Annotated in this window: 25 protein-coding genes; 22 read left to right on the top strand and 3 right to left on the bottom strand. The window is 72.6% G+C overall.

Going from position 1 to position 24,988, the window contains the following annotated elements; all coding sequences use genetic code 11:
• Window positions 1-89 precede the first annotated feature (89 nt).
• From AB0J93_RS27050 to AB0J93_RS27025, 6 genes are all read left to right on the top strand, one after another.
• Entirely contained in the window at window positions 90-3,173 is a 3,084-nt protein-coding gene (locus AB0J93_RS27050) for an Rne/Rng family ribonuclease (RefSeq protein ID WP_363925127.1), read from the top strand.
• A gap of 193 nt (window positions 3,174-3,366) precedes the next feature.
• A complete protein-coding gene (locus tag AB0J93_RS27045) occupies window positions 3,367-3,882 on the top strand; it encodes a hypothetical protein (RefSeq protein WP_363925126.1) in 516 nt (171 codons plus the stop codon).
• A gap of 166 nt (window positions 3,883-4,048) precedes the next feature.
• Window positions 4,049-4,363: a 50S ribosomal protein L21 gene (gene rplU, locus AB0J93_RS27040; RefSeq protein WP_093407572.1), complete on the top strand. Its 315-nt coding sequence runs from the start codon at window positions 4,049-4,051 to the stop codon at window positions 4,361-4,363.
• A gap of 11 nt (window positions 4,364-4,374) precedes the next feature.
• Window positions 4,375-4,629: a 50S ribosomal protein L27 gene (gene rpmA / locus AB0J93_RS27035; protein WP_091197044.1), complete on the top strand. Its 255-nt coding sequence runs from the start codon at window positions 4,375-4,377 to the stop codon at window positions 4,627-4,629.
• 90 nt (window positions 4,630-4,719) lie between these two features.
• On the top strand, window positions 4,720-6,234 hold the full coding sequence (gene obgE / locus AB0J93_RS27030; RefSeq protein WP_363925125.1) for a GTPase ObgE: 1,515 nt from the start codon (window positions 4,720-4,722) through the stop codon (window positions 6,232-6,234).
• Window positions 6,235-6,304: 70 nt separating this feature from the next.
• Window positions 6,305-6,751, top strand: a complete 447-nt coding sequence (locus AB0J93_RS27025; RefSeq protein ID WP_363925124.1) for a GNAT family N-acetyltransferase — start codon at window positions 6,305-6,307, stop codon at window positions 6,749-6,751.
• Window positions 6,752-6,757: 6 nt separating this feature from the next.
• Here the strand turns inward: AB0J93_RS27025 and AB0J93_RS27020 are convergent, their stop codons facing one another.
• The gene (locus AB0J93_RS27020; RefSeq protein WP_363925123.1) at window positions 6,758-7,237 is read right to left on the bottom strand and encodes a DUF4383 domain-containing protein; all 480 of its coding nucleotides are present in this window, start codon (window positions 7,235-7,237) and stop codon (window positions 6,758-6,760) included.
• Window positions 7,238-7,478: 241 nt separating this feature from the next.
• Between AB0J93_RS27020 and AB0J93_RS27015 the strand changes: the two genes are divergently transcribed.
• From AB0J93_RS27015 to AB0J93_RS26995, 5 genes are all read left to right on the top strand, one after another.
• Window positions 7,479-8,237: a hypothetical protein gene (locus AB0J93_RS27015; RefSeq protein ID WP_363925122.1), complete on the top strand. Its 759-nt coding sequence runs from the start codon at window positions 7,479-7,481 to the stop codon at window positions 8,235-8,237.
• 31 nt (window positions 8,238-8,268) lie between these two features.
• A complete protein-coding gene (locus tag AB0J93_RS27010; protein WP_363925121.1) occupies window positions 8,269-8,724 on the top strand; it encodes a phage holin family protein in 456 nt (151 codons plus the stop codon).
• Window positions 8,721-9,371 carry a DUF3618 domain-containing protein gene (locus tag AB0J93_RS27005; RefSeq protein WP_363925120.1) on the top strand — a complete coding sequence of 217 codons (651 nt, stop codon included), beginning with the start codon at window positions 8,721-8,723 and terminating at the stop codon, window positions 9,369-9,371. Before AB0J93_RS27010 ends, AB0J93_RS27005 begins: the two co-directional genes overlap by 4 nt.
• Before the next feature lie 200 nt (window positions 9,372-9,571).
• Complete coding sequence (locus AB0J93_RS27000) at window positions 9,572-10,207, top strand: cyclase (protein WP_363925119.1); 636 nt, start codon at window positions 9,572-9,574, stop codon at window positions 10,205-10,207.
• Complete coding sequence (locus AB0J93_RS26995) at window positions 10,204-11,376, top strand: zinc-dependent alcohol dehydrogenase (RefSeq protein WP_363925118.1); 1,173 nt, start codon at window positions 10,204-10,206, stop codon at window positions 11,374-11,376. The genes AB0J93_RS27000 and AB0J93_RS26995 overlap by 4 nt, the downstream gene beginning before the upstream one ends.
• Before the next feature lie 66 nt (window positions 11,377-11,442).
• On the opposite strand, the gene AB0J93_RS26990 is transcribed toward AB0J93_RS26995, so the two are convergent.
• Window positions 11,443-12,687, bottom strand: coding sequence for a cytochrome P450 (locus AB0J93_RS26990; RefSeq protein WP_363925117.1), 1,245 nt, complete (start codon window positions 12,685-12,687; stop codon window positions 11,443-11,445).
• A 277-nt stretch (window positions 12,688-12,964) separates the two neighbouring features.
• On the opposite strand from AB0J93_RS26990, the gene AB0J93_RS26985 reads away from it, so the two are divergent.
• Entirely contained in the window at window positions 12,965-13,342 is a 378-nt protein-coding gene (locus AB0J93_RS26985) for a hypothetical protein (RefSeq protein WP_363925116.1), read from the top strand.
• Window positions 13,343-13,372: 30 nt separating this feature from the next.
• Here AB0J93_RS26985 and AB0J93_RS26980 read toward each other — a convergent pair whose 3' ends face one another.
• Complete coding sequence (locus AB0J93_RS26980) at window positions 13,373-13,591, bottom strand: DUF397 domain-containing protein (RefSeq protein WP_093407559.1); 219 nt, start codon at window positions 13,589-13,591, stop codon at window positions 13,373-13,375.
• A gap of 68 nt (window positions 13,592-13,659) precedes the next feature.
• Here AB0J93_RS26980 and pepN point away from each other — a divergent pair, with 68 nt between their 5' ends.
• The 10 genes from pepN to AB0J93_RS26930 all read left to right on the top strand — a co-directional run bounded on the left by pepN (window position 13,660) and on the right by AB0J93_RS26930 (window position 24,893).
• Window positions 13,660-16,173 (top strand): aminopeptidase N, encoded by a 2,514-nt coding sequence (gene pepN, locus AB0J93_RS26975; RefSeq protein ID WP_363925115.1) that lies wholly within the window; start codon window positions 13,660-13,662, stop codon window positions 16,171-16,173.
• A gap of 73 nt (window positions 16,174-16,246) precedes the next feature.
• Entirely contained in the window at window positions 16,247-16,843 is a 597-nt protein-coding gene (gene nadD, locus AB0J93_RS26970; RefSeq protein WP_363925114.1) for a nicotinate-nucleotide adenylyltransferase, read from the top strand.
• 99 nt (window positions 16,844-16,942) lie between these two features.
• Window positions 16,943-17,347 (top strand): ribosome silencing factor, encoded by a 405-nt coding sequence (rsfS, locus tag AB0J93_RS26965; protein WP_363925113.1) that lies wholly within the window; start codon window positions 16,943-16,945, stop codon window positions 17,345-17,347.
• Window positions 17,344-18,009 (top strand): histidine phosphatase family protein, encoded by a 666-nt coding sequence (locus AB0J93_RS26960; RefSeq protein WP_363925112.1) that lies wholly within the window; start codon window positions 17,344-17,346, stop codon window positions 18,007-18,009. Before rsfS ends, AB0J93_RS26960 begins: the two co-directional genes overlap by 4 nt.
• A gap of 48 nt (window positions 18,010-18,057) precedes the next feature.
• On the top strand, window positions 18,058-18,918 hold the full coding sequence (locus tag AB0J93_RS26955; protein ID WP_363925111.1) for a DegV family protein: 861 nt from the start codon (window positions 18,058-18,060) through the stop codon (window positions 18,916-18,918).
• 177 nt (window positions 18,919-19,095) lie between these two features.
• The gene (locus AB0J93_RS26950) at window positions 19,096-19,869 is read left to right on the top strand and encodes an SDR family oxidoreductase (RefSeq protein ID WP_363925110.1); all 774 of its coding nucleotides are present in this window, start codon (window positions 19,096-19,098) and stop codon (window positions 19,867-19,869) included.
• A 156-nt stretch (window positions 19,870-20,025) separates the two neighbouring features.
• A complete protein-coding gene (locus tag AB0J93_RS26945) occupies window positions 20,026-20,934 on the top strand; it encodes a helix-hairpin-helix domain-containing protein (protein ID WP_363925151.1) in 909 nt (302 codons plus the stop codon).
• Between the two features lie 35 nt (window positions 20,935-20,969).
• Complete coding sequence (locus tag AB0J93_RS26940; protein ID WP_363925150.1) at window positions 20,970-23,354, top strand: ComEC/Rec2 family competence protein; 2,385 nt, start codon at window positions 20,970-20,972, stop codon at window positions 23,352-23,354.
• A 121-nt stretch (window positions 23,355-23,475) separates the two neighbouring features.
• Window positions 23,476-24,456 (top strand): DNA polymerase III subunit delta, encoded by a 981-nt coding sequence (gene holA, locus AB0J93_RS26935; RefSeq protein WP_363925109.1) that lies wholly within the window; start codon window positions 23,476-23,478, stop codon window positions 24,454-24,456.
• Entirely contained in the window at window positions 24,453-24,893 is a 441-nt protein-coding gene (locus AB0J93_RS26930) for a hypothetical protein (RefSeq protein ID WP_363925108.1), read from the top strand. Before holA ends, AB0J93_RS26930 begins: the two co-directional genes overlap by 4 nt.
• Window positions 24,894-24,988 lie beyond the last annotated feature (95 nt).

Raw genomic sequence — 24,988 nt, 5'->3', positions numbered from 1 at the left:
ACCCTGTGCGCCCGGGGAAACACCTTTTGCGGCAACCCTGCGTGGCAGCGCTCACCCGCGCCCGGGGAAGCCAGAACTGGAGAACGTCCATGCTCGAGAACGAGCCCGAGGGCAGCGAACGGGCCGGCATCAATCCGGCCGACGAGAGCGCCGAGAACAGCACCACCGAGGCGACCGGATCGCCCCCGCCGCAGGACGCGGCCGAATCCGGCCCGGTCGCTGACCCGCCGGAGGAGATCGCCGGTGCCGTGAGCGGCACCGCCGACCTGGGTGGTGTCGCGGACCTGGATGGCGCGACCAACGTCGACCCGGCCCCGCGGCGTCGGACGACCCGCCGCCGGGCCACCTCGGTCAGCCGGCCCGAGCAGACCGAGGCGCCGGTGGAGGCGCCCGGTGCCGCGGCGGTCGGTAGCGGGGAAGCCCCTCAGGCCGAGGTGTTCGCCCCGGTTTCGGGTGACCTCGACCCGGCCGCGAAGACGCCGCGACGCCGCCGCAAGGCGACCACCGGGCAGAAGGCCGTCGAGGAGCCGTTGGCCGTCGCCGAGGCGGAGGGCACCGACAGCGATGTGGTGCCGCCGGTCAAGGTGACTCGTACCCGTCGCCGGAAGTCCACGCCCCCGCCCGCCGAGCCCTCGGCCGACGCAGTGAACGAGCCGTCCGCCCAGGCCGAGCCGGCGCAGCCCGCCGCTGACGCTGGCCTCGCTCCGGCGGCCGGCACCGACTTCGGCTCCGCCGCGCTGCCCGCCGAGGGTGCCGCCGATCCGGAGCAGGCGGCCGAGCCGGCCGAGGCCGCTGAGCCGGTGGGTGCCGTCGCGCCGGAGAGTTCCGATGAGCCGGTGGGTCCGGCCGCTGCGCCGGCCGAACCCGAGGGCCGCTCCCGCCGTCGTAAGGCCGCGCTCACCGCCCCGACGGTGCTGTTCATGGCTCCCGAAGAGGTGCTCGCCGCCCGCGCCGCCGCCGCGGAGCCCACCGAGGAGGAGCCCGCCGAGGAACCGGCCGAGCCGTCCCGGCGGCGTCGCCGGGGCCGGCGGGAGACCGAGCCGGTGGTGGCGACCGAGACCGAGGAGGAACCCACCGCGTCGACCGAGGAGGTCGCCGAGGAGGAGGACGACGAGGAGACCGCGGGCGGCCGGCGTCGCCGCCGTCGCGGACGCCGGGGCCGGGGCCGGGGCAAGGGCGGTGCCGACGACGGTGAGGAGGCCGAGGAGAGCGAGGCCGCGGACACCGTTCAGGCCGAGACGGAGGAGCCCGAAGCCGAGTCCGAGTCCGAGGAGGGTGACGAGGGCGACGGGATGACCCGTCGGCGGCGTCGGCGGCGTCGCCGTGGCGCCGGTGACACCGACGGTGCCGCCGACGACGGTGTGCCCACCGTGGTCAAGATCAGGGAGCCACGCCGAACGGTCGACGAGGTGCAGGGCGTCTCCGGCTCGACCCGGCTGGAGGCCAAGCGGCAGCGCCGTCGGGACGGCCGCGAGCAGCGCCGGACCCGCCCGCCGATCCTCAGCGAGTCGGAGTTCCTGGCCCGCCGCGAGGCGGTCGACCGGGTCATGGCCGTGCGCCAGCGTGGCGACCGGACCCAGATCGCCGTGCTGGAGGACGGCGTCCTGGTCGAGCACTACGTCACCCGCAGTTCCGCCGGCACCATGGCCGGCAACGTCTACCTCGGCAAGGTGCAGAACGTGCTGCCGAGCATGGAGGCGGCGTTCGTCGACATCGGCCGAGGTCGCAACGCGGTCCTGTACGCCGGCGAGGTCAACTGGGACACCAGCGGCCTGGAGGGCAGAGCCCGCTCGATCGAGCAGGCCCTCAGGTCCGGTGACTCGGTGCTGGTGCAGGTGACCAAGGATCCGATCGGGCACAAGGGGGCTCGGTTGACCAGCCACATCGCGCTCTCCGGCCGGCACCTGGTCTACGTGCCCGGTGGCAACGCCTCCGGGATCAGTCGCAAGCTGCCGGACACCGAGCGTAAGCGGCTGCGTGACGCGCTGAAGAAGCTCGTGCCCGACGGTGCCGGCGTGATCGTCCGGACCGCGGCCGAGGGCGCCAGTGAGGACGAACTGGCCCGGGACGTCAAGCGGCTCCAGGCGCAGTGGGAGGACATCCAGGACAAGGCCGCCGAGGGTGGCGCGCCGGTGCTCCTCTACCAGGAGCCCGATCTCGTGATCAGGGTGGTTCGCGACCTGTTCAACGAGGACTTCCGTGAGCTGGTCATGGAGGGCGACGAGGCGTACGACATGGTCGAGTCGTACCTCTCGCACGTGTCGCCGGACCTGGTCGCGCGGCTGCGTCGGCACGTCGGCACCACGGACATCTTCGCCGAGTACCGCATCGACGAGCAGATCCTCAAGGGGCTCGACCGCAAGGTCTTCCTGCCCTCCGGCGGGCACCTGGTGATCGACCGGACCGAGGCGATGACCGTGGTCGACGTGAACACCGGCAAGTACACCGGTGCCGGGGGCAACCTGGAGGAGACGGTCACCCGGAACAACCTGGAGGCGGCCGAGGAGATCGTCCGGCAGCTGCGGCTGCGGGACATCGGCGGCATCGTGGTGATCGACTTCATCGACATGGTGCTGGAGTCGAACCGCGAGCTGGTGCTGCGCCGGCTGACCGAGTGTCTGGGCCGGGACCGTACCAAGCACCAGGTCACCGAGATCACCTCGCTGGGCCTGGTGCAGATGACCCGGAAGCGGATCGGCGCCGGGCTGCTGGAGGCGTTCAGCGAGACCTGCGAGTGCTGCAAGGGTCGGGGCTTGGTCATCCACACCGAACCGGTGCCGGAAAAGCCGCGCTCCGGTGGCGGGGACAAGGTCAAGGCGGTTGCCTCGGCAGGTGCCCCGGCGGCCGAGCAGACGACCGCTTCGTCCCGGCGCCGGGCGCGTAAGAACGCCGCGTCGGCGGAGCGGACCGTGGTGGAGGTCACCGAAACCGACACGACGAGCACCGCCGACGCCGATTACCACGACACCATGGGCTACGACCTCTCACGTTACGAGACGGACACCCCGGCCGCGCCGGACGTCGCCGACAGCCAGCAGGGCGAGGCGGCGCGGCTCGCTGCCCCGGACGACCCGGACGCGCTCGGTGAGACCGACGAGGAGGACGGCGGCGAGGGCGGCACCGGTCGGCGTCGTTCCCGTCGTGGGGGTGCGCGTCGCCGTACCCGGCCCTGACGGCGTTCGGTAGGGCCAGCTCGGCCCGGTGACGGGCAGACGACCCGACAGGTCCCGTCCGGCGGTGATGTCCGCCGGGCGGGGCCGTCCCGTATGGTCGATGCGCGGTCGCCGCGGCCCGGCCCGGGCTCACTGACCCGCCCTCGTGCCTCTGGCACGCGGCGGGTGGACGCGGTCGCCGGAGGAGGAGACGATGCGCCGACCACTCGCCGTCACCGTGGCCACGGCCGCGCTGCTCGTCGCCACCGCCTGCTCGGCCGAACGCCCCGACGCGGGTGCGCCGTCCGCCCCGGCCTCGACGGGCGTCGACGTCACCACCGGGCCGGCGACGCCCACCCCGGAGCAGTCCGTGGCGACCCCCGCTCCCGGGGCGGCAGGTGGAAACGCCCCAGAGGTCTGTGCCGCCGCCCAACGGGCCAGCGGTGACGCGGGGAAGAAGTACGTCGAGCAGCTCGCCGCGATGGTCACCGCGACCGGTGCGGGTGACACCGCCGACGCGGAGGCCGCCGGCCGACGCGCCGAGGCGGCCCTGACCGACTGGGAGAAGGCGCTCAGAGCGCAGGCGGCGCGCGCCGACGACCAGCGGCTCAAGGAGCTGCTGACGGAGTTGTCGACCGAGATCGGCCAGCTCGGCACCGACATCGAGGCGCTCGAGGGGACCGCGCTCGACCGGCTGCAGCAGCGTCTCGACCAGCTCTGCGCCCGCTGACCGGACCGGCCCGGTTTGGGTCCCGGCCCGACCATGGCGTACGCTAGCCTGCGGCGCACTTTGGTGTGCCGAGTTCCCGCGTGCCCGCGCCGCCGTGCTTCTGCTGCCCGGCGAGCCGCCGTGGGGACGACCGCCAGCAGCCTCAACGACAGGGAGTCCGCCTCCGATGTACGCGATCGTCAAGACCGGCGGCAAGCAGTACAAGGTCGCCGAAGGCGACGTGATCGAGGTCGAGAAGCTCACCGGTGCCCCCGGTGACGCGGTGAAGCTCGCCGCGGTGCTCCTCGTCGACGGTGACGACCTGGTGACCGACGCGGCGAAGCTCGCTCAGGTCGAGGTGTCCGGCGAGATCGCCGCACACACCAAGGGCCCGAAGATCCGGATCCACAAGTTCAAGAACAAGACCGGCTACCACAAGCGCCAGGGTCACCGCCAGCCGTTGACCCAGGTCAAGGTGACCGGCATCTCCAGCGGGAAGTAGGTCGTCCTCCAATGGCTCACAAAAAGGGTGCGTCCAGCTCGCGTAACGGTCGTGACTCCGCGGCCCAGCGACTCGGCGTGAAGCGCTTCGGTGGTCAGGTCGTCAGCGCGGGTGAGATTCTCATCCGTCAGCGTGGCACCAAGTTCCACCCCGGTGACCTGGTCGGCCGCGGCGGAGACGACACGCTCTTCGCGCTGGCCGCCGGTGCGGTCCAGTTCGGCACCAGGCGCGGTCGTAAGACCGTCAGCATCGTGCCGCAGCAGTAGCTCTCCGGCGTAAGCGGGCCGTGGACCTGATGTCCCGGCCCGCTTCGCCTTTTCTCGCGCGGGGCCGAGCCCTGCTGGAAGGATTACGGCGTGACGACGTTCGTTGACCGGGTCGTCCTGCACCTGCAGGCCGGCGACGGCGGGCACGGCTGTGTCTCGATCCACCGGGAGAAGTTCAAGCCGTTCGGTGGCCCGGACGGTGGCAACGGCGGACACGGTGGCAGCGTCTCGCTGGTGGTCGACCCGCAGGTGCACACGCTGCTCGACTTCCACTTCCGGCCACACGTCAAGGCGGAGAACGGGCGGGGCGGCGCGGGATCGAACCGGGACGGCGGCAACGGTGCCGACCTGGTGCTCAAGGTGCCCGACGGCACTGTCGTGCAGACCAGCGACGGCACCGTGCTGGCCGACATGGTCGGCGCCGGCACCACGTTCGAGGTGGCCCGGGGCGGGCGCGGCGGCCGGGGCAACGCCTCGCTGGCCAACTCGCGCCGCAAGGCCCCCGGCTTCGCCGAGCTGGGTGAGCCGGGCGAGCAACTGGACGTGGTGCTGGAGTTGAAGAGCGTCGCCGACGTCGGTCTGGTGGGTTTCCCGTCGGCCGGGAAGTCGTCGCTCATCTCGGTGATCTCCGCCGCCAAGCCCAAGATCGCCGACTATCCGTTCACCACGCTGGTGCCGAATCTCGGTGTCGTCCGACTCGACAACCACACCTTCACCGTCGCCGACGTGCCCGGGCTGATCCCGGGCGCGGCCACCGGCAAGGGTCTGGGGCTGGAGTTCCTTCGGCACATCGAGCGCTGCGCCGTGCTGGTGCACGTCATCGACACCGCCACCCTGGAGCCGGGGCGGGACCCGTTGGCCGACATCGACACCATTGAGGCGGAGCTGACCGAGTACGGCGGGCTTGCCGACCGGCCCCGGCTGGTCGCGCTGAACAAGGTCGACGTGCCGGACGGCCGCGACCTCGCCGAGATCGTCCGGCCCGACCTGGAGGCGCGTGGTCTGCGGGTCTTCGAGGTCTCCGCGGCCACGAGGGAAGGGCTCAAGGAATTCACGTACGCGATGGCGGAACTGGTGGAACAGTCGCGTGCCGCGACGCCACCGGCCGAACCGACGCGGATCGTGATCCGGCCGAAGGCGGTCGACGACGCCGGCTTCACCATCGAGGCCGAGGATGACGGCTCGTACACCGTGCGCGGTGTCCGCCCGCAGCGCTGGGTGCGTCAGACGAACTTCGACAACGACGAGGCGGTCGGCTACCTCGCCGACCGGCTGGCCCGGCTCGGCGTCGAGGACCAGTTGGCCAAGGCCGGTGCCCAGCCCGGCGACCTGGTTCGCATCGGCGAGCGCGAGTTCGACTGGCAGCCGACCCTCTACGCCGGCGCCGAATTCGTCCCGGGTGCCCGGGGCCGTGATGTCCGGCTGGAGGAGAAGTCGACCCGGGCCAGTGCGGCCGAGCGGCTGGCGGCCCGCAAGGCGCGCCGGCAGCGACCGGCCGACGAGGTCGCGCCGGCGTCCGGGGGAGTTGGGCTGGCGTCCGGCGAGGTAGCGGCGGCGTCCGACGCGGTCGAGCCGGCACCCGCCGACGGAGACGACGCCGAATAGCTCGATGCGCTCCGAAATGGGGACGACTGCTGGAAACCCTCGCGAAATTTCGTCGCCCTAGCGTGGAGTGATGCTGATCGAGTCCCGCCCGCTGGCGGATCCGGAGGTCGCCGCGCTTGCCGCGGCCGAGCAGTGGGAGCTGCGTGAGCTAGCGAGCGGCGCCGGGCGGGACATCGGCACGCACGATGACATCTGTTGTCTGACGGCCGTACTCGCCGGCCGGGCGGTGGGGTACGGCGGGATCCGGGTCCGCGACGACGAGACCGGCGAGTTGGCGCATCTGTACGTGCGTCCCGCCTACCGGCGCCGCGGTGTCGCCCGCCAACTGGTCGCCGCGCTGGAGGAGTTGGCGTACCAGCGGGGGCACTCACTGGTCCGGGTGGAGATCGGTCCGCACCTGCCGGGGGCGGCGTTCTTCCGGGCATGCGGATACGAGCCGACTTCCGGAGACGACGGTGGGCCCGGTGGCGGGCCGTATCGGACGTGCCTCGCCAAGCGGCTGCCGGTTCCGGCCTGAGCCCGATCAGGGGCGGTCGAACGGGCGGTCGAGACGGCCGCCGCTGCCGCCGGCCCTCGCCGACAGCAACAGCCCGAGCAGGAGCATCCCGAGGCCGAGTGCCAGGTGCAGCCAGTTGTCCGCGCCGTTGAGCGGGATGAAGTTCGCGCCGCCCTCCTCGCCGACAGCCAGTCCGTAGATCCACAAGCCGAGATAGAGCACACCGCCCGCGACGAGGTAGAGGCGGGCACCGGCCACACTACGGGCCAGCACCAGCCCGGCCACGGCGAAGCCGAGATGCAACAGGTTGTGCAGGACCGAGACCTGGAAGAGACCGAGGAGCCGGGCACCGGAGTGGTGCCCGGCGAAGGTCATGTCGCCGTAGCCGGTGGTGATGCCGGGCACGAACCCGAGCACCCCGAGCAGCAGGAACACTCCCGCCACGACCAGGGCGGCGAGCTGGACCGGGGTGCGCGTGGCCCGGCCGCCCACTGACCGACGCGCCATCGAGGTCACCTCCGTGGATCCGCGGGGCCACGCCCGCGACAGTCCGACAGGTGGACGGGACGCTCCGTGACGCAAGACCGTCCCGCCGATCCTTCATCCTGTCGCCCGTCCCGGCCGATCCGCAGGGAAATCCCCGATCGAGCATGGGTGGCCGATCGCAGGGTAGGTCAATCAGCGGCAGCGGCGACATCGTCCGCCGCACCCCCAACACCCGCGACGATCCCGCAGCGGAAGGGACATCATGACCTACGATCTGTCATCGACCCCCAGGACCCACGAGCCCGATTCGCCAAACGGCAGCGGCGTCCGCGAACAGGCCCGCCAGGTGGGCTCGGAGGCCGCGCACGCCGGTGGAGCGGTGGCCGAGAACGCCCGCGAGCAAGGCCGGGAGGTTGGCCGGGAGGCCGCCCGCCAAGCCCGGGACCTGTACGGCGAGGCCCGTACGCAACTCGTCGGCCAAGCCGGTGAGCAGCAGCGACGTGCCGCCGGTGGCCTGCGCTCGCTGGCCGACGAGATGCGCTCGATGGCCGACAACGGCGGCCAGGCCGGCCCGGTGAGCGAACTCGCCCGGCAGGCCTCCGACCGGGTGCACGGCGTGGCCGGTTGGCTGGAACAGCGCGAACCTGGCGACCTGCTCACCGAGGTACGCGACTACGCGCGCCGCAACCCCGGCACCTTCCTGGTCGGCGCGGCCCTGCTCGGTGCGGTGGCCGGCCGGCTGACCCGCAACCTCTCCGCGGGTGGCGACGACCGTCCCGGCCACGCCGCCACGCACGACCCGTACGGCGACCCCGACCGGACCGTGGCCCTGCCGACGCAGGCCCCGCCGCCCGTCGGGCCGGCGGGAGTGCCCGCCGGAGGAAACCTCGACCCGCGTACCCAGCCCGCCGACTTCCGGCCGATCGACGAGGGTCACCCCGGCACGGGCACGCCGCTGCCCCCGGTGGACCGGACCGATCCGCTGCCCGGCGTGCCGTCGAGCGGGACCACCCGCCCGTGAGGACCCGAGTCATCCGAAGGGAGGCGACGGCATGACCACGCCGACGCAGAGTTCCGCAGCGGACCCCCGGAACCATCACCCGCCCTCCGCGGAGGAGGTCCGGGGTAGCTCCATCGGCGAGCTGATGCGCCAGGTCACCAGCGACCTGTCGACCCTGATGCGGCAGGAGGTGGAACTGGCAAAGGCCGAGATCCGTCAGGAGGGGAAGAAGGCGGGCAAGGCCGCCGGCCTGTTCGGCGGTGCCGGCTTCGGCGCGTACATGGTCGCCCTGTTCCTCTCCCTCGCACTCTGGGGCGGCCTCTCCAACGTGATGGACGCCGGCTGGGCGGGACTGATCGTGGCCGTCATCTGGGCGGCGATCGCGGCGCTTCTCTACACGATGGGCCGACGGAACGCGGAGCGCATCCGCGGGCTCAAGCAGACAAACGACAGCGTGCAGCGCATCCCCGACGCGCTCAAGCCACACCCGGAGGGAGTGACCCGATGAGCACCGACCCCGTCCAGATCCGCCGGGAGATCGAAGCCACCCGCGACAACCTGAGTTCCGACGTGGACGCGCTGGCGTACAAGGTCAGCCCGGGTCGCATCGTCGACGATCGTAAGCAGCGGGTGCGTACCACGCTGCAGAATGTGAGGGACAGGGTAATGGGAACCGCATCCGACCTCGGCCATCAGACCAGCCAGGGAGCCCACGCGGCCGGCGATCGTGCCGCCTCGAAGGCCGCTGCGGTGGGCGACGCCGCGCATTCGGCGGCCTCGACCGTCGGCGACGCGGCCCACCGCGCCCCGCAGGTGATCAGGCGCAAGTCCGAGGGGAACCCGCTGGCCGCCGGCCTCATCGCCTTCGGCGTCGGCATGCTCGTCTCCTCGCTCATCCCGCCGACCCAGCGTGAGCAGCAGCTGGCCACCCAGGCCCGGGAGAAGGCCGGTGAGCACGGCTCGGCGGTGACCGAGAAGCTGGGCCGGGTGGCCAGCGAGATGAAGGAGGAACTGCGCGAGCCGGCGCAGCAGGCCGCCGAGTCGGTGAAGGCCACCGCGCAGGACGCCGCGCAGGCGGTCACCGATGACACCCGGTCCGCGGCCCACGACGTGAAGGACCAGGCGCAGCACTCCCGGCACCAGGTGCGGCACTGACCGGTCAGCGAACGCAGCCGCTGCTCACGGCGGTCTGTCGCACGAACCGGACGCGACATCGGCGTGACCTCGGCAAGGGCTCCTCCTCGGGCGTACCGATCGGAGGAGCCCTTGCCTTCCGTCCGTTTCGCGGTCTCCGTGCCGGGTAGCGGGCTCTGCGGGCGGCCGGGCACCGGACGTCCGGGGGCGGAGGAGGCGTGATGAGAAGCAACGCAACGAGACTGGCGCTGGTGGGCGCCGTGACCGTGACCGCGGTCGGTGTCGGCCGGGCGGTGACCCGCCGACGGCGTCGGCACCAGCCCCACCGGGAGGACGGCTGGTATGTGGTCCGGCGCGGGGTGACGGTCGACCGGCCGGTAGCGGGGGTGATCGGCTTCTGGACGGAGCGGGAGCGGCTCGACCGTGCGCTGGCCGAGTGGGCGACGCTGGAACAGATCGACGGAAACCGGTGGCGGTGTGTCTCCCGTGATCCGGACACCGGCGCCACCGAGTGGCGAGCCGAGATCACCGTGACCGGCCCCGGCCGGCTGCGCTGGCAGGTCACCGGGTGGCCGGAGCAGCAGGGCACGGTGGAACTGGTGCCGGCACCCCAGGGCCGGGGCACCGAGATCCGGGCGGAACTGCGGTACCGCTCCGGCCCACTGCGCCGCGCTCTGGGCCTGGCCGGCGGTGACGAACCGGACCTACGGCTGCGCGACACGCTGCGCCGGGTCAAGTCGCTCATCGAGTGCGGTCAGGTCATCGACACCCGGCGGGACCCGTCCGGACGGAGTCGGGCACAGGAACGAAGCACCGACAAGCTCCGGGAGCGGCTGACGACGGGAGGACGGGCGTGAAGGCGCTGTGCTGGGAGGGCGTCGGCAAGCTGAAGGTACGCGACGTGCCGGAGCCGTGCGTACGCGCCGACGGTGACATCATCGTCCGGGTCCGGGCCAGCAGCGTCTGCGGCTCCGACCTGCATCTGATCAACGGTTTCATCCCGGCGATGCGGGAGGGCGACATCCTGGGCCACGAGTTCACCGGCGAGGTGGTCGAGGTCGGGCCCGGGGTACGGCGGCTGACCGTCGGCGACCGGGTGGTGGTCGGCTCGGTGGTGGCCTGCGGCGGCTGCTGGTACTGCCGGACCGAGCAGTACTCGCTGTGCGACAACTCGAACCCGCAGCCGGTCTTCGCGGAGAAGCTGTGGGGTCACTCGCCGGCCGGCATCCTCGGCTACTCGCACGCCGCCGGGGGCTACTCCGGCAGCCACGCCGAGTACGTACGGGTGCCGTTCGGCGACGTCGGGGCGTTCAAGGTGCCCGACGGAGTACCCGACGACGCGGTGGTCTTCGCCTCGGACGCCATGCCGACCGGCTGGATGGCGGCCGACTTCTGCGGCCTCACCGGCGGCGAGGTGGTCGCGGTGTGGGGTGCCGGGGGAGTGGGGCAGATGGCCGCCCGGGCGGCGCAGCTGCTCGGCGCCGAGCGGGTCATCATGGTCGACCGGCTGCCGGAGCGACTGGCCGTGGCCGCGGACCGGCTGGGAGTGGAGACCGTCAACTACGCCGACACCGACGTGCTCGAGGCGTTGCGCGAGATGACCTCCGGTCGCGGACCGGACGCCTGCATCGACGCGGTCGGCATGGAGTCCCACGACGTCGGCCCGGTCTACGCGTACGACAAGGCGAAGCAGAGCGCCCGCTTGCAGACCGACCGGCCCACCTCCGTCCGGCAGGCCATCATGGCGGCACGCAAGGGCGGCACGGTCAGCATCGTCGGCGTCTACGCCGGCCTGGTGGACAAGTTCCCGCTGGGCGCGGCGATGAACAAGGCCCTGGTGCTGCGGATGGGGCAGATGCACGCTCAGCGCTACATCCCGATGCTGCTCGACCGGCTCGCCGCCGGTGAGATCGACCCGGGGTACCTGGCCACCCACCCGCTCCCGCTGGAGCAGGGTAGGCGCGGCTACGAGATGTTCGAGAAGAAGGAGGACGGCTGCCTGCGTACGGTGCTGCACCCGGCCTGATGCCGACCGTGCCGCCGGTGGCCCCGGCGGCACGGCGTCAGCCCGGTGCCGGCCCGGCCGGCAGGCTCAGTGGACGCGTCGCACGGCGGTGACGACGAAGCCGCTGCCCGGCAGCGCCGGCATCCGGCTCAGGTCCACCGCGAGGTCCTGCGGCGGTACGTCGTAGCGGATGACCTCGGTCAGCAGCGTCACCGCCCGCTTCATCAACTCGATCGTGATCCACTCTCCGGCGCAGCGGTGTCCGGTGAGATGGCCTCCGCCGCCCTGCGGTACCAGCGTGAACGGGTCACCTGGCCAACCGGCGAAGCGCTCCGGCCGGAACCGCTCCGGCTCCGGCCACACCTCGGGGTGGTGATCGGTGCCGTAGAGATCCAGCAGCACCCGACGGCCCTGCGGGAAGTGGTACCCCTGCCAGTCGAAGTCCCGCCGGACCCGGGCCGCGGCCACCGGGAAGAACGGGTAGTAGCGGCGCACCTCCTGCACGAACTGCCCGGTGGCCTCGTCGTCGCGGACCCGTTGCCGCCAGGCGGGATGGTCGTGCAGGGCCAGCGCGGCGAAGACCACGAACCGGGCCACCGCGACGGTCGGACGGAGCACGTTGAGCAGCTCCACCGCGGCGACGCGGCGGGGCAGCCGATGTCCCTCGCCGTCGCGGTGCTCGGCGATCACGCGTAGGGCGGTGCCGTCGGGCGGCGACAGTGACCCGCCGCGTACCCGCTCGACGAGATCACCGGCCCAGTGCTCGCCGCGCAGCCGGCCCAGTCGACCACGCCAGTGCCGGGGACCGAGCGCGGCGGCACTGTCGATCATGGCCTGTAGATCGGCGGTACGCCGATCCAGCTCGCCATCGCTCAGCGGCACCCCTGCCCAGGCGCAGACCGCCCGGGTCAGCATCGACGCGACCTCGGTGTGCAGGGTCACCGTCCCGGCGAGCTCCCAGGCGGGCAGCCGAGCCTGCCACTCGTCGGCGAAGAGCTGCCCCAGCCGCCGCACCGCGGTCGGGGTCATCAGCGACATGAACATGGCCTTGCGGTCGTGGTGGGCGTCGCCGTCGAGACCCTGGACGCCGCCCCGGCCGGTCAGCGTCCGTTGACCGCGAGCCGGCATGGCACCCTCCCGCACGAACCGGTCGGCGTCATAGAAGAGTTCGGCGGCGGCCCGGCCGCGCAGGCAGATCGTCGGCTCCAGCAGCAGACGGGTCTGGAAGATGTCGGTGCCGTACCGCTCGCACCGCTGACCGATGAAGCGGTAGCCGGCCCGTAGGAAGGCCAGGGTGCTGTCCGGGCTGCGGTCCGTCGGAATGGTCGCCATCGGGTCCCCTGCTGCCGAGGCGCGGCCGTCGCCGACCGGCCGTTCAATCGTCGCGGGCTGTACCTACCCAGGTCAGAGCCGCTGAACCGCACGACGGGCGGCAGTGACGCCGGGCCGGTCGGGCAGGTCGGCTGCTGGCCCCTCCCAGGATCGGGGAAGCCTGGTTTGCTGGCTCCGGCGACGTCGTCGATCTGCCCAGCGGTGATCCAGCCGCCAAACCCGACCGGTTGGTCGGTGCGTCGCCGGTCAGGGGTTCGGCGTGCCACGGGGAGGACGGATGCGGGACAACCGTGCGGCGTACTGGCGTCGGTGGATGGCCGGGGCGGCCGGCGGGGATCGGCTACCGCTGGTGGGGCCGCCGCGCCGGCCGTCCCCGCCCGACCGCCATTTCACCGTGCATCTCGGCTTCACCGCTGCCGATCTCGTCGCCGCCCGTGAGGTGGCCGTCGGGTACGCCGAGGCGTTGAGCGTGCTCCGGCCCGAGTTGGCGCTCGGTGCCTCCGCGTTGTCGCCGGCCGACGCCTGGCACCGCGCGGAGCGGTTGTTCTGCGGTGCCCTCGGGCCGGACGCCGAATGTTGTGTCGATGTCGCCGGCCACGCCGGTTTCCATCACGCGCCCGGTCCCGGTGGCCTCGGCTGGGGCGACGGTGACTAGTGCGGTTGCCCGGGACGCCGCTGGTGGTGGTCAGTCCAGATCGAACTCGCCGTCCTGGGCACCCGCGACGAAGGCGTCCCACTCGGCCTGGGTGAACACCAGCACCGGGCCGTCCGGCTCGGCGGAGTTGCGCATGCCGATGAGATCGTCGACGAAGGCGACCTCCACCGCGGCCTCCGAGGTGTCGCCCTCGGCCCGTTGCCAGACCGCCCGGGAGAGGTCGAAGTCACCCTTGGGATGCGCTGTCATGGTCCCGTCCTCCAGTACCAGGGGAAATGGGGAAGCCGGTTCGTTCCCTCATCGGGCAGGATAAGCGGATGCCGAGCCTGAGCCGTGCAGAGGCGACCGCGCGTGGCGCGTCGATTACCGTCGAGTCCTACCAGGTGGAACTCGACCTGACCGGGGGCGGTGAGCGCTTCCGATCCCACGTCACGATCCGGTTCCGGGCCACCGGCACCGAGACCTTTGCCGAGGTCAAGCCGGCGGAACTGCTCGCCGTACGGCTCAACGACACCGATCTCGATCCCGCGACGCTGGACGACAACCGGCTGCCGCTGACCGGCCTGGCGGCGCAGAACACGCTGACCGTCGACGCCGAGATGGCGTACACGAACACCGGCGAGGGGATGCACCGCTTCGTCGATCCCGCCGACGGCGAGACCTACCTGTACGTGATGTCGTTCCTGGACGATGTGCAACGGGTCTTCGCCGCCTTCGACCAACCGGACCTGAAGGCGCCGGTCACATTGTCGGTGACCGCGCCGGAGCACTGGACGGTGGCGGCCAACGCGGAACTGGCGGCCAACCCGGCACCGGGGCGCTGGGAGTTCGCTCCCACCCTGCCGATCGCGACGTACTTCTTCACGCTGATCGCCGGCCCCTGGCACGTACGCCGGGACACCCACGACGGCATTCCGCTCGGTGTGTACTGCCGGCGCTCACTCGCCGAGCACCTCGACACCGACGCGACGGAGATCTTCACCGTCACGAAGCAGTGTCTCGACCGGTTCCATCAGCTGTTCGACGAGCGTTATCCGTTCGGCAAGTACGACCAGGCGTTCGTGCCCGAGTTCAACGCGGGCGCCATGGAGAATCCGGGTCTGGTCACCTTCCGCGACGACTACGTGTTCCGTTCGGCGGTCACCGACAGCCAGCGCGAGCTGCGTGCCACCACGATCGCCCACGAGATGGCGCACATGTGGTTCGGCGACCTGGTCACCATGCGTTGGTGGGACGATCTGTGGTTGAACGAGTCGTTCGCGGAGTACCTGGGCACCCGGGTCACCGCCGAGGCGACCCGGTTCGACCGGGCGTGGACGACGTTCGCGCTGCGCCGCAAGGCGTGGGGATACGCCGCCGACCAGCGCCCCTCCACCCATCCGGTGGCGCCCGAGCGGGTCACCGACGCCGCCGAGGGGCTGCTCAACTTCGACGGCATCTCGTACGCCAAGGGGGCCAGCGTGCTGCGGCAGCTGGTGGCGTGGCTCGGTGACGAGGCGTTCCTGGCCGGTCTCAACGACCACTTCGCCCGGCACCGCTTCGGCAACGCCACCCTCGCCGACCTGCTCCAGAGCCTGGCCGCCAGCAGCGGGCGGGAGCTGACCGACTGGGCGGAGTCCTGGCTGCGGACCGCACAGGTCAACACGCTGCGGGCCGAGGTGACGGTGGACGCCGACGGCCGGTACGACGAGGTAGTGATCGCCCAGACCGCGCCGCCGACACACCCGGTGCTGCGCCCGCACCGCATCGGCGTGGGCCGGTACGCGGTGGACGGCACCGCCGAGCGGATCGAGGTCGACCTCGATCCTAAGACCGACGACGGCCGTACCCGGCTCGTCGGGTTGGCCGGTGAGCCGGCAGCCGCGGTGCTGCTGCCCAACGACGGCGACCTGACCTTCGCCAAGATCCGCCTCGATGCCGCCTCGGCCGATGCGGTGCCACTGCTGCTGCCCCGCCTGACCGATCCGCTGGCCCGCGCCCTGCTCTGGGGTGAGGCGCTGGACGCGGCGACCGACGGGGAACGGCCGGTCACCGGTCTGGTGGACCTGATTGACGCGGCACTGCCCACCGAGACGGAAGTGATCATCGTCGAGGACGTGCTGGCGATGAGCCGCACGCTTATCGACCGCTATCTCGACCCGCTGGCCCGACGGTCCGCCCTGGCCCGGGTCGCCGAGTCCTGCCGGCGGTTGCTCGACGGCGCCGCGCCGGGGGAGTCGTTGCAGCTGGCCGCCGCCCGGGGGTTGATCGCCGCGAGCACCGACGCCGAAATGCTCACCGGTTGGCTGGCCGGCCGGGCCGTCCCCACCGGACTGGCCGTGGACGCCGAACTACGGTGGGCACTGCTCGGCCGGTTGGTGGTCCTCGGTGCCGCCGGTGCGGCCGAGATCGAGGCGGAGGCGGCAGCCGACCCGAGCGCCACCGGCGCCGAGCGGGCCGCCCGGTGCCGAGCCGCCCTGCCCGACCCCGCTGCCAAGCAGGCCGCCTGGGAGATCATCGTGTCGAACACGGAGTTGTCGAATCGGCTGGTCGAGGCGACGGCGGAGGGCTTCTGGCAGCCCGAGCAGGCCGACCTGACCGGTGCCTACGTGGCCAGTTACTTTGCCGACATGCCGGCCGCCGCGCGGCTGCGTACGCCCTGGGTGGCCGATGAGGTCGCCAAGCTGGCCTTCCCCCGCCACGCGGTGTCCCAGCCCACCCGGGAGGCGGCCGCGGCGCTGCTGGCCCGCGACGACCTCACGCCGGGGCTGCGTCGGGTGGTCACCGACGCCGACGACGACCTGCGCCGGGCCTTGGTGGCGCGCACGGCGGTGGCCGCTACCACCGCGTGACGACCGTGGTCGGGCCGGTCCGGAGGGTGCCGGCCCGGCCCGCCTCCGGTCGGGCACGCCCTAGGATCATGGGGTGGAGGAAGACATCCGGCGGATCGGCATCATGGGCGGAACGTTCGATCCGATCCATCACGGGCACCTCGTGGCCGCGAGCGAGGTGGCGGACCGGTTCGGCCTCGACGAAGTGATCTTCGTGCCGACCGGGCAGCCGTGGCAGAAGGCCGACGTCCCGGTCAGCTCGGCCGAGGATCGTTACCTGATGACCGTGATCGCCACGGCCTCCAACCCCCGGTTCCAGGTCAGTCGGGTCGACATCGACCGGGGTGGGCCCACCTACACCGTCGACACCCTGCGCGACCTGCGTTCCCAGTACGGTACGAAGGCGCAGCTGTTCTTCATCACCGGCGCGGACGCGCTGGAGCGGATCTTGAGCTGGAAGGACCTCGACGAGATCTTCGAGCTGGCTCATTTCATCGGGGTCACCCGGCCGGGTTTCGAGCTGACCGCCGCGCACCTGCCCGCCGACACGGTCAGTCTGGTGCAGGTGCCGGCCATGGCGATCTCGTCCACCGACTGCCGGGCCCGGGTCGCCCGGGGCGAGCCGGTCTGGTATCTGGTGCCGGACGGTGTGGTGCAGTACATCGCGAAACGGTGCCTGTATCGGGGTTGATTCGGCCGTTTCATCCCTCTTTCCGGCTGAAACTGGCGAGTCGGGAATCCGGGCCGTGTGAGAGGCTGGAAGCATCGCACGGTTGATCGAAGGAGAACGGTGACAGTTTCCGAACGCGCTCACGAGCTGGCGATCGTCGCCGCCCAGGCCGCGGCCGACAAGAAGGCTCAGGACATCGTCATCATCGACGTGGGTGACCAGCTCGCCATCACCGACGCGTTCCTGCTCGCCGCGGCCCCGAACGAGCGCCAGGTGCTGGCCATCGTCGACGCCATCGAGGAGGCCCTGCTCGACCTGCCGGAGAAGGCGAAGCCGGTGCGGCGGGAGGGCGAGCGCGGCGGCCGTTGGGTGCTGCTCGACTACGTCGACGTCGTGGTGCACGTGCAGCACACCGAGGAACGCGAGTTCTACGCCCTCGACCGGCTCTGGAAGGACTGCCCGACCATTCCGTTCGTCGACCGGGACCTCGCCCGCGCAGAGGCTTCCGCCGGATCGGGCGAGTGACCAGGCTGATCATCTGGCGGCACGGCAACACCGACTGGAACGCCGCCAGCAGGGTCCAGGGACAGACCGACGTACCGCTGAACGACCTCGGCCGGGAACAGGCGCGCACGGCCGCGCCGCTGCTGGCCGCGCTGCGCCCGGACGCTCTGGTCGCCAGCGACCTGAGCCGCGCCGCGGACACCGCCACCGCGCTGTCCGCGCTGACCGGCCTGCCGGTACGCTCCGACGCCCGCCTGCGGGAGCGGCATTTCGGCAGTTGGCAGGGTCTGCTGCTGACCGAGGTGGCGGAGCGGTTCCCCCGGGAGTACGCCCGCTGGCGGGCCGGGGATCCCGACCCGGGTGCGGACATCGAACCGTTGGACGAGTTGGGCAAACGCATCGGCACCGCGTTGCAGGAGGCCGCCGACCAACTGCCCGGGGGCACCGTGGTGATTGCCACCCACGGCGGCGCCGCCCGGCAGGGCTGCGGCCACCTGCTCGGCTGGGAGCACGCCGTGCTGCGTGCCGTCGGGTCGCTGCGCAACTGTCACTGGACGGAACTGCGCCACGACGTCGAGCGTGGGTGGCACCTGCGCGCCCACAACGTCGGCCCGATGGAGATCCCCGCCGCCGCGACCGGCACCGCCGCGACCGGCATTCCGGTCTCCGCCGAGCCGGTCTGAGCGGACGCGGCCAGGCAGCCGCCCAGTTTGATCCGCTACCGTGCCCGCATGCCAGTCGCGGTCGTCACCGACTCCACCGCCTATCTTCCACCCGAGCTGCTGCGGGAGCACGCGCTGACCGTGGTGCCGCTGACCGTCGTGCTGGCCGGCGTCGAAGGGCTGGAGGGCTTCGAGACCTTTCCGGCGGACGCCACCCGGGCGCTGCGCGCGCGGCGGGTGGCGGTGAGCACCTCCCGCCCGTCGCCCGAGCAGTTTGGCCGGACGTACCGGGAACTGCTGGACGCCGGGGCGGAGGGCGTCGTCTCGGTGCACCTGTCGGCCGGGCTCTCCGGCACGGTCGAGGCCGCCGAGTTGGCCGCCGCCGAACTGGGCGACCGGGTCAGCGTGGTCGACAGCCGCTCCTGCGGCATGGGTCTCGGTTTCCCGGCGATCGCGGCGGCCCGGGCCGCCGCGCGGGGCGCCGACCTGGCCGGCGTACGCGCTGCGGCAGAAGCCGCCATCGGTCGTACCAGCATCCACTTCTACGTCGACACGCTGGAGTTCCTCCGTCGCGGCGGGCGGATCAACGCGGCGGAGGCGTTGCTCGGCACCGCACTGTCGGTCAAGCCCATCCTGCACATGCCCGAGGGGCGCATCGTGCTGCGAGACAAGGTCCGCACCGCCAGTCGGGGCATGGCGCGTCTGGCGGACCTCGCCGTCGAAGCGGCCGGCGACGGGCCGGTGGACCTGGCCGTACACCATCTCGACGCACCGCAGCGGGCCGAGGAACTCCTCCACACACTGACCGGCCGGCTCGGCGACCGACTGCGCGAGGCGTACGTCTCCGAGGCCGGTGCCGCCGTCGCGGTGCACGTCGGGCCCGGACTCGCCTGCGTGGTGATCCACCGTAGGCCGGACACCGCCGGCTGACCCGCCGGGTCGTCAGGGTCGCTGACGTCGGCGCCGTCGAGCGGGCGGCCGGCGCTCGTCGCCGGGGCGATCGGCGGGCCGCCGCCTCCGGTGCCACCCACCCGCTGACCTGCTCGCCGCTGGTGGCGCCGGTGAGCGAGGATTGATCGCGTGGCCGGGCCGGGGGAGGTGGGGGCAATGTCCTGTGTGGTGACTGGTGGGGGACGCGGGGTCGGCCGGGGAATCGTGGAGAGGTTGCTCGCCGACGGGGGGTCGGTCGTGGTGGTCGAACGTGATCCGGGCGCGTTGTCCTGGGTGGAGGGGCACGCCCGGGCCGACCAACTCGCGACGGTGGTCGGTGACGCCGGTGACGAGGGCGTCGCCGGGCGGGCCGCGGACCTGGCGGAACGCTTCGGCCCGCTCATCGGCTGGGTGAACAACGCCGCAGTGTTCCGCGACGCCTCGGTACACGACGCGCCAGTCGGCGAGGTCGTCGACCTGATCACCCGAAACCTGCGCCCGGTCGTGGTCGGTGCGGCAATCGCGGTACGCCGCTTCCTCGCTGCCGGCACCGCTGGTGCGGTGGTGAACATCTCGTCGCATCAGGCGAATCGGCCGGTGCCGGGCTGCCTGCCGTACGCCACGGCCAAGGCGGCCGTGGAGGGGCTGACCCGGGCGCTGGCCGTCGAGTACGGCAGGTACGGCATCCGAACCAACGCGGTCGCTCTCGGTTCGGTGGCCACCGAACGACACGAGGCGTTCCTCGCCGAGGCCGAGCCGGACCAGGCGCGGCGGATCGAGGCGGAGCTTGCCCGGCTGCACCCGGTGGGCCGGATCGGGCAGCCGCAGGACGTGGCGGAGTCCGTCGCGTACCTGCTCTCGCCGGCGGCCGGCTTCGTCAACGGGGTGACCCTGCCGGTCGACGGCGGGCGCGCCGTCCTCGGTCTGGACCCGGAGTCGCGGACGGACTGACCCGGTGCCGGCTTTGGCGTCGTCATAGCAGATCCAGCGCATGATCCGGGCGTTGTCCACAGAGTCCCGCGCTGTCCACAGGCTGGCAGGCTCGGCACACCCGTCGGGGTCTGGCCGCCCTAGCCTCGCGCCGTGTCGAAGGACGAGGACGACGAGATGGTGGTCCGGCAGCGGCTGTGGCGACTGATGCCCGGCACGTCGGACCTGCCAGCCGGCGCCGCCGTACCGCCGCCGTCGGTGACGGACTGGCCGACAGTGCTGCTGCCGGTCCAGGCGGTCGATCCGGGTGGTGACACTGGCCCGGTTCGTGTGGCCGGGCGGCTTCGGGCCGGTGGTCCGCTGCATGCTGGCGACGGGGGACCGGTCGCCGTGGAGCGCGAGCTGACGGCCGACGAGGTGTCGCCGAGACCCCTCCTGTCGGGGCCTGGTGCCTTCGATCCGGGGCGGCGGGGAGTCCGCGCGCTCGCGGCCGTCGCCGTTCTCGTGGTGCTGTCCGCAGGGCTCTGGGCCTGGCGATCCCGGCCTCAGGTGGAGCCGGTCGTCGCGGCGACCGGCACCGCCGGGACTCCGGATCCGTCGGTCACGGCCGACGACGAACCGGCGGCACCGACAGGTGAACTTGTGGTCGCCGTTGCCGGCAAGGTCCGACGGCCCGGGTTGGTGCGGCTGGCGGCCGGCGCTCGGGTGGCCGACGCCGTCGACGCCGCCGGGGGTGCGTTGCCCGGAGTGGACGTGGCGATGCTGAACCCGGCCCGTCGGGTCAGCGACGGTGAACTGATCCTGGTCGGCGTACCGGCGCCCACCGTGGCCCCGGGTGTCCCGCCGTCGGGCACCCTGCCCGGCTCGGGCTCGGGCGGCGAACCCGGCACCGGCGGGCGGGTCAACCTGAACACCGCCACATCGGCACAGCTTGAGACGCTGCCCGGGGTGGGGCCGGTGCTCGCCAAGCGCATCATCGAGCATCGCGACCAGCACGGCGGCTTTCGGTCCGTGGGCGACCTGCGTCAGGTCAACGGGATCGGCGACGCCCGGTACGAGCAACTCAAGGATCTGGTGACGGTGTGAAGGCGTCGGCCGCCCCGGTCGCACCGTCGGCCGGAATCCCGGGTGTCGCGACCGGCGGGGCCGCACCCGACCTCCGCCTGGCGGGGCTGGCGGTGGCGGCCTGGCTCACCGCGCTGACGGGGCTGCACCTCGATGCCCGGCGGATGATGCTGCTGGCCGCCGTCGCGGCCGGTCTCGCCGGGCTGGCGACACTGCACCTGCTCGGCTTCGTCGGGCGCACCGGTCCGACCGCGCGCCGCCACGGCTGGGTCGCGGTGGCGGTCCTGATCGGCGTGGTCTGTGGCGGGGCGGCCACCTCGGCGCGGCTGACCGTACGGGACGCGGGCCCGCTGCGTGCCCTGGTGGACGAACGGGCCCGGGTCACCGCCGAACTGGTCGTCCGGGACGATCCCAGGCCGGTACGCGGCGGCATCGTGGGCCGTCCACCGACCGTGCTGGTGTCGGCCGGGCTGGTCACCCTGAGCGGGCCGCAGGGCCAACGGATCACCGTACCGGCGCGGGTACTGGTGCTCGCCGACGATCCCGCGTGGCGAGGGCTGCTGCCCGGGCAGCGGCTCACCGCGCAGGGGCGCCTTGCCGCGCCGCGCGGCGGCGACCTCACCGGGGCGGTCCTGATGGCAGCCGGCGCGCCGGATCGGCTCGGTTCCCCGTCGGCGTTGCAGCGCGCTGCCGGCCGGCTCCGCGCCGGCCTCCAGCAGGCGTGCGCACCTCTGCCGGACGATCCCGGTGGCCTGCTGCCCGGTCTGGTGGTCGGGGACACCAGCCGGCTGCCCGACACGGTGGAGGAGGATTTCCAGGCCACTGGAATGACTCACCTGAATGCTGTCTCTGGATCGAATGTGGCAATTGTGGTGGGTGCGGTGCTGTTGCTGGCCCGCTGGGCCCGAGCCGGTCCCGCGCTGGCCGTCGGCCTCTGCGGGCTGGCCCTGGTGGGCTTCGTCATCCTGGTCCGGCCGTCGCCGAGCGTGGTGCGCGCGGCCACCATGGGTGCGATCGGGCTCGCCGCGTTGGCCGCCGGCCGATCCCGGGCGGCAGTCCCCGCGCTGGCCGCCGCCGTGGCGGTGCTGGTGCTGGTCGACCCGGGCCTGGCCGGCGACGCCGGTTTCGCCCTTTCCGTGCTGGCCACCGGTGGTCTGCTGCTGCTCGCGCCGGGTTGGCGGGACGGTCTGCGTCAACGGGGCGTACCGCCGGGGGCGGCCGAGGCGCTGGCGGTGCCGGCCGCCGCGCAACTCGCCTGTTCGCCGGTGATCGCCGGCCTGACGGGCACGGTCAGCCTGGTCGCGGTGCCGGCGAACCTTCTCGCCGTGCCGGCGATCGCTCCGGCGACGGTGCTCGGCGTGGCGGCGGCCATCGTCTCGCCGATCTGGGCGGGCGGGGCCGAGGCTCTTGCCTGGCTGGCCCACTGGCCGGCGTGGTGGCTGGTGCTGGTCGCCCGGTACGGTGCCCGGCTGCCGGCGGGCAACCTGCCCTGGCCCGGCGGGGTGTGCGGGGCGCTGCTGTTGACGGTGCTGACCGTGGCGTTGCTGGTCGCCGCCCGGCGCCCGCTGGTACGCCGCCTGGTGACGGTCTGCCTCGTCGCGGTCGTGGTGGGCGCCCTGCCGGTGCGGGTGGTCGCGCCGGGCTGGCCGCCGGACGGTTGGGTCGTCACGGCCTGTGCGGTGGGTCAGGGTGACACGGTGCTGCTGCCGGTGGCGGCCGGTCGGGCGGTCGTGGTGGACGCCGGTCCGGATCCGGCGACGGCGGACGCCTGCCTGCGCCGGCTCGGCGTACGTCGGGTGTCGCTGCTGGTGGTCAGCCACTTTCACGTGGACCACACCGGCGGGGTGGCTGGGATCTTCCGGGGAAGGCCTGTGGACACGGTGCTGGTTCCGCAGTGGCCGGATCCGGTGGCCGGCCGAGACCTGGTGCGCAACACCGCCGCGGCACACGGCACGCCGGTGGTCGCCGCCCCGGCGGGGTGGCGTTACCGGGCCGGCGCGGTCGACCTGACCGTGCTCGGCCCGCCGTACCCGATGCGCGGAACCCGCTCGGATCCGAACAACAACTCACTGGTGCTGCTCGCCACGGTCGACCGGGTGCGGATCCTGCTGACCGGCGACGCGGAGGTCGAGGAACAGCGTGCGCTGCGGGAGCGGCTGCCACCGGACGGGCTGCGGGCCGACGTGCTGAAGGTCGCCCACCACGGCTCCGCGTACCAGGATCCGGCCTTTCTGGACGCGGTGCGGCCGGCGGTGGCGGTGGTGCCGGTCGGTGCGCAGAACACCTACGGCCACCCCAACGAGGCGGTGCTGGCCCGGCTGGCCCGGGGCGGGGCGCGGGTGCTGCGTACCGACGTCGGGGGTGACGTGGCGGTGGTGCGGTCGCCCCGGGGGCTGGCGGTGGTGAGCGCTGGTGTCGACCGGGTCCGTTCACCACGATGAATCGACGGTAATTTAGCGCGAAAAGCGGAAGATAAGACGTATGTCTGGATTTGCGCTGAGTGCGGGGTCTGCCGGCAGAGTAACGACGAGCAGGCTGGACCGGCCGGCCGCGCGTGCGAATATGGGCGGCGTGACCGCCGCCAGTGCCGCTCCTATTGTGCTCGTCCTCGGCGACGAGGAGCTGCTCGCCACGCGCGCGGTGTCCGAAACCGTTGTCGCCGCCCGTGCCGCCGACCCCGCCGTCGACGTGCGGGAATACCAGGCCAGTCAGCTCACCGTCGGTGAGATCGACGAGATGCTCAGCCCGTCGCTGTTCGGCGGGCGTCGCGTGCTGGTGCTCCGGTCCGGTCAGGACGCCCGCAAGGACCTGGTCGCCGCCCTGCTGGCGTACGCGAAGAACCCCGACCCGGAGGTGCAGCTCGTGGTGGCGCACCTCGGGGGCGCGAAGGGCAAGGCGTTCGCCGACGGCCTGAAGTCGGCCGGTGCCCGGGTCGTGCCCGCCGCAAAGCTCAAGGGACACCGTGACCGGGTGGCCTTCGTCCGCGACGAGATCCGCCGGGCCGGCGGACGGTGCACGGACGACGCCGCCGAAGCACTGATCGCCGCCGTCGGAAACGACCTGCGCGAACTCGCGGCAGCCTGTTCCCAACTGATCGCCGACACCGACGGCCGGATCGGTGCCGACACGGTGGCGCGTTACTACCGGGGCCGGGTGGAGGTCAGCGGGTTCACGGTGGCTGACGCCACGATGATCGGTGACCTCCCGGGTGCCCTGGAGGCACTGCGCTGGGCCTTGCACGTGGGGGTGGATCCGGTACCGATCGCCGACGCCCTCGCCGACGGCATCCGTACGGTCGCCCGGGTCGCTTCGGCGGGCCGGGGCAGCCCGTACCAGCTGGCCAGCAGCCTCGGCATGCCGCCGTGGAAGGTCGAACGGGCCCAACGGCAGGCCCGTGGCTGGACCCCCGACGGGCTGGTCCTGGCCATGCGGGCGGCGGCCGAGTGCAACGCGGCCGTCAAGGGCGGCTCCGACGACCGGGCGTACGCGCTGGAGAAGGCGGTCTTCTCGGTGGCTGCCGCCCGGCAGGGCGGCGCCAGGTGAGCGGAGCCCTCCGTGGCTCGTGGGCCACGATCCCGGCCGACGAGGAGCGGTACCGTCCGTTCTACGCGCGGGCGCTCGGCCTGCGGTTCGTCAACCCGGGTGGGGTGCTCTGCTTCATCTTCTTCGAGGGGACGATCGCGCTGGCGGCGCTGCTCGCGCTCGCCGAACTGGTGACCTGGTGGGCGGTGCTCGTGCTACCGGCCGCGGTGGCCGTGATGGTCAAGCTCAACGACCTGGTGGCCGCTGCGGTGGTGCGCTCCGCCGCAGCCGTACCCGAGCAGGAACGTGACCGGTTCCGCCAGCAGATGGAGCCGGTGGTCGGGCGGGCCCGGGTCGACTGGCTACGGCACAGCGTGCCCGGCGTCGTGGTGCGGTCCGAGCCGGCGGAGCGCAGTGACGTCGGGTCTCGGCCGGAAACCACCGAACCTGGGTCCTGATCAGGGCGCGCGCCGCCGGACCGGAACGGATCAACGCCGGGCGGATGGACGTGCGGAAGCCCCGAGGCACCGCCTCGGGGCTTCCGTCAGGTCTG

Source organism: Micromonospora sp. NPDC049374 (genome assembly GCF_040677165.1).
In the GTDB taxonomy this organism is placed as follows: Bacteria; Actinomycetota; Actinomycetes; order Mycobacteriales; family Micromonosporaceae; genus Micromonospora.
Note: the sequence above shows the minus strand (reverse complement) of the source record. Positions and strands in the feature narration are given on the sequence as shown.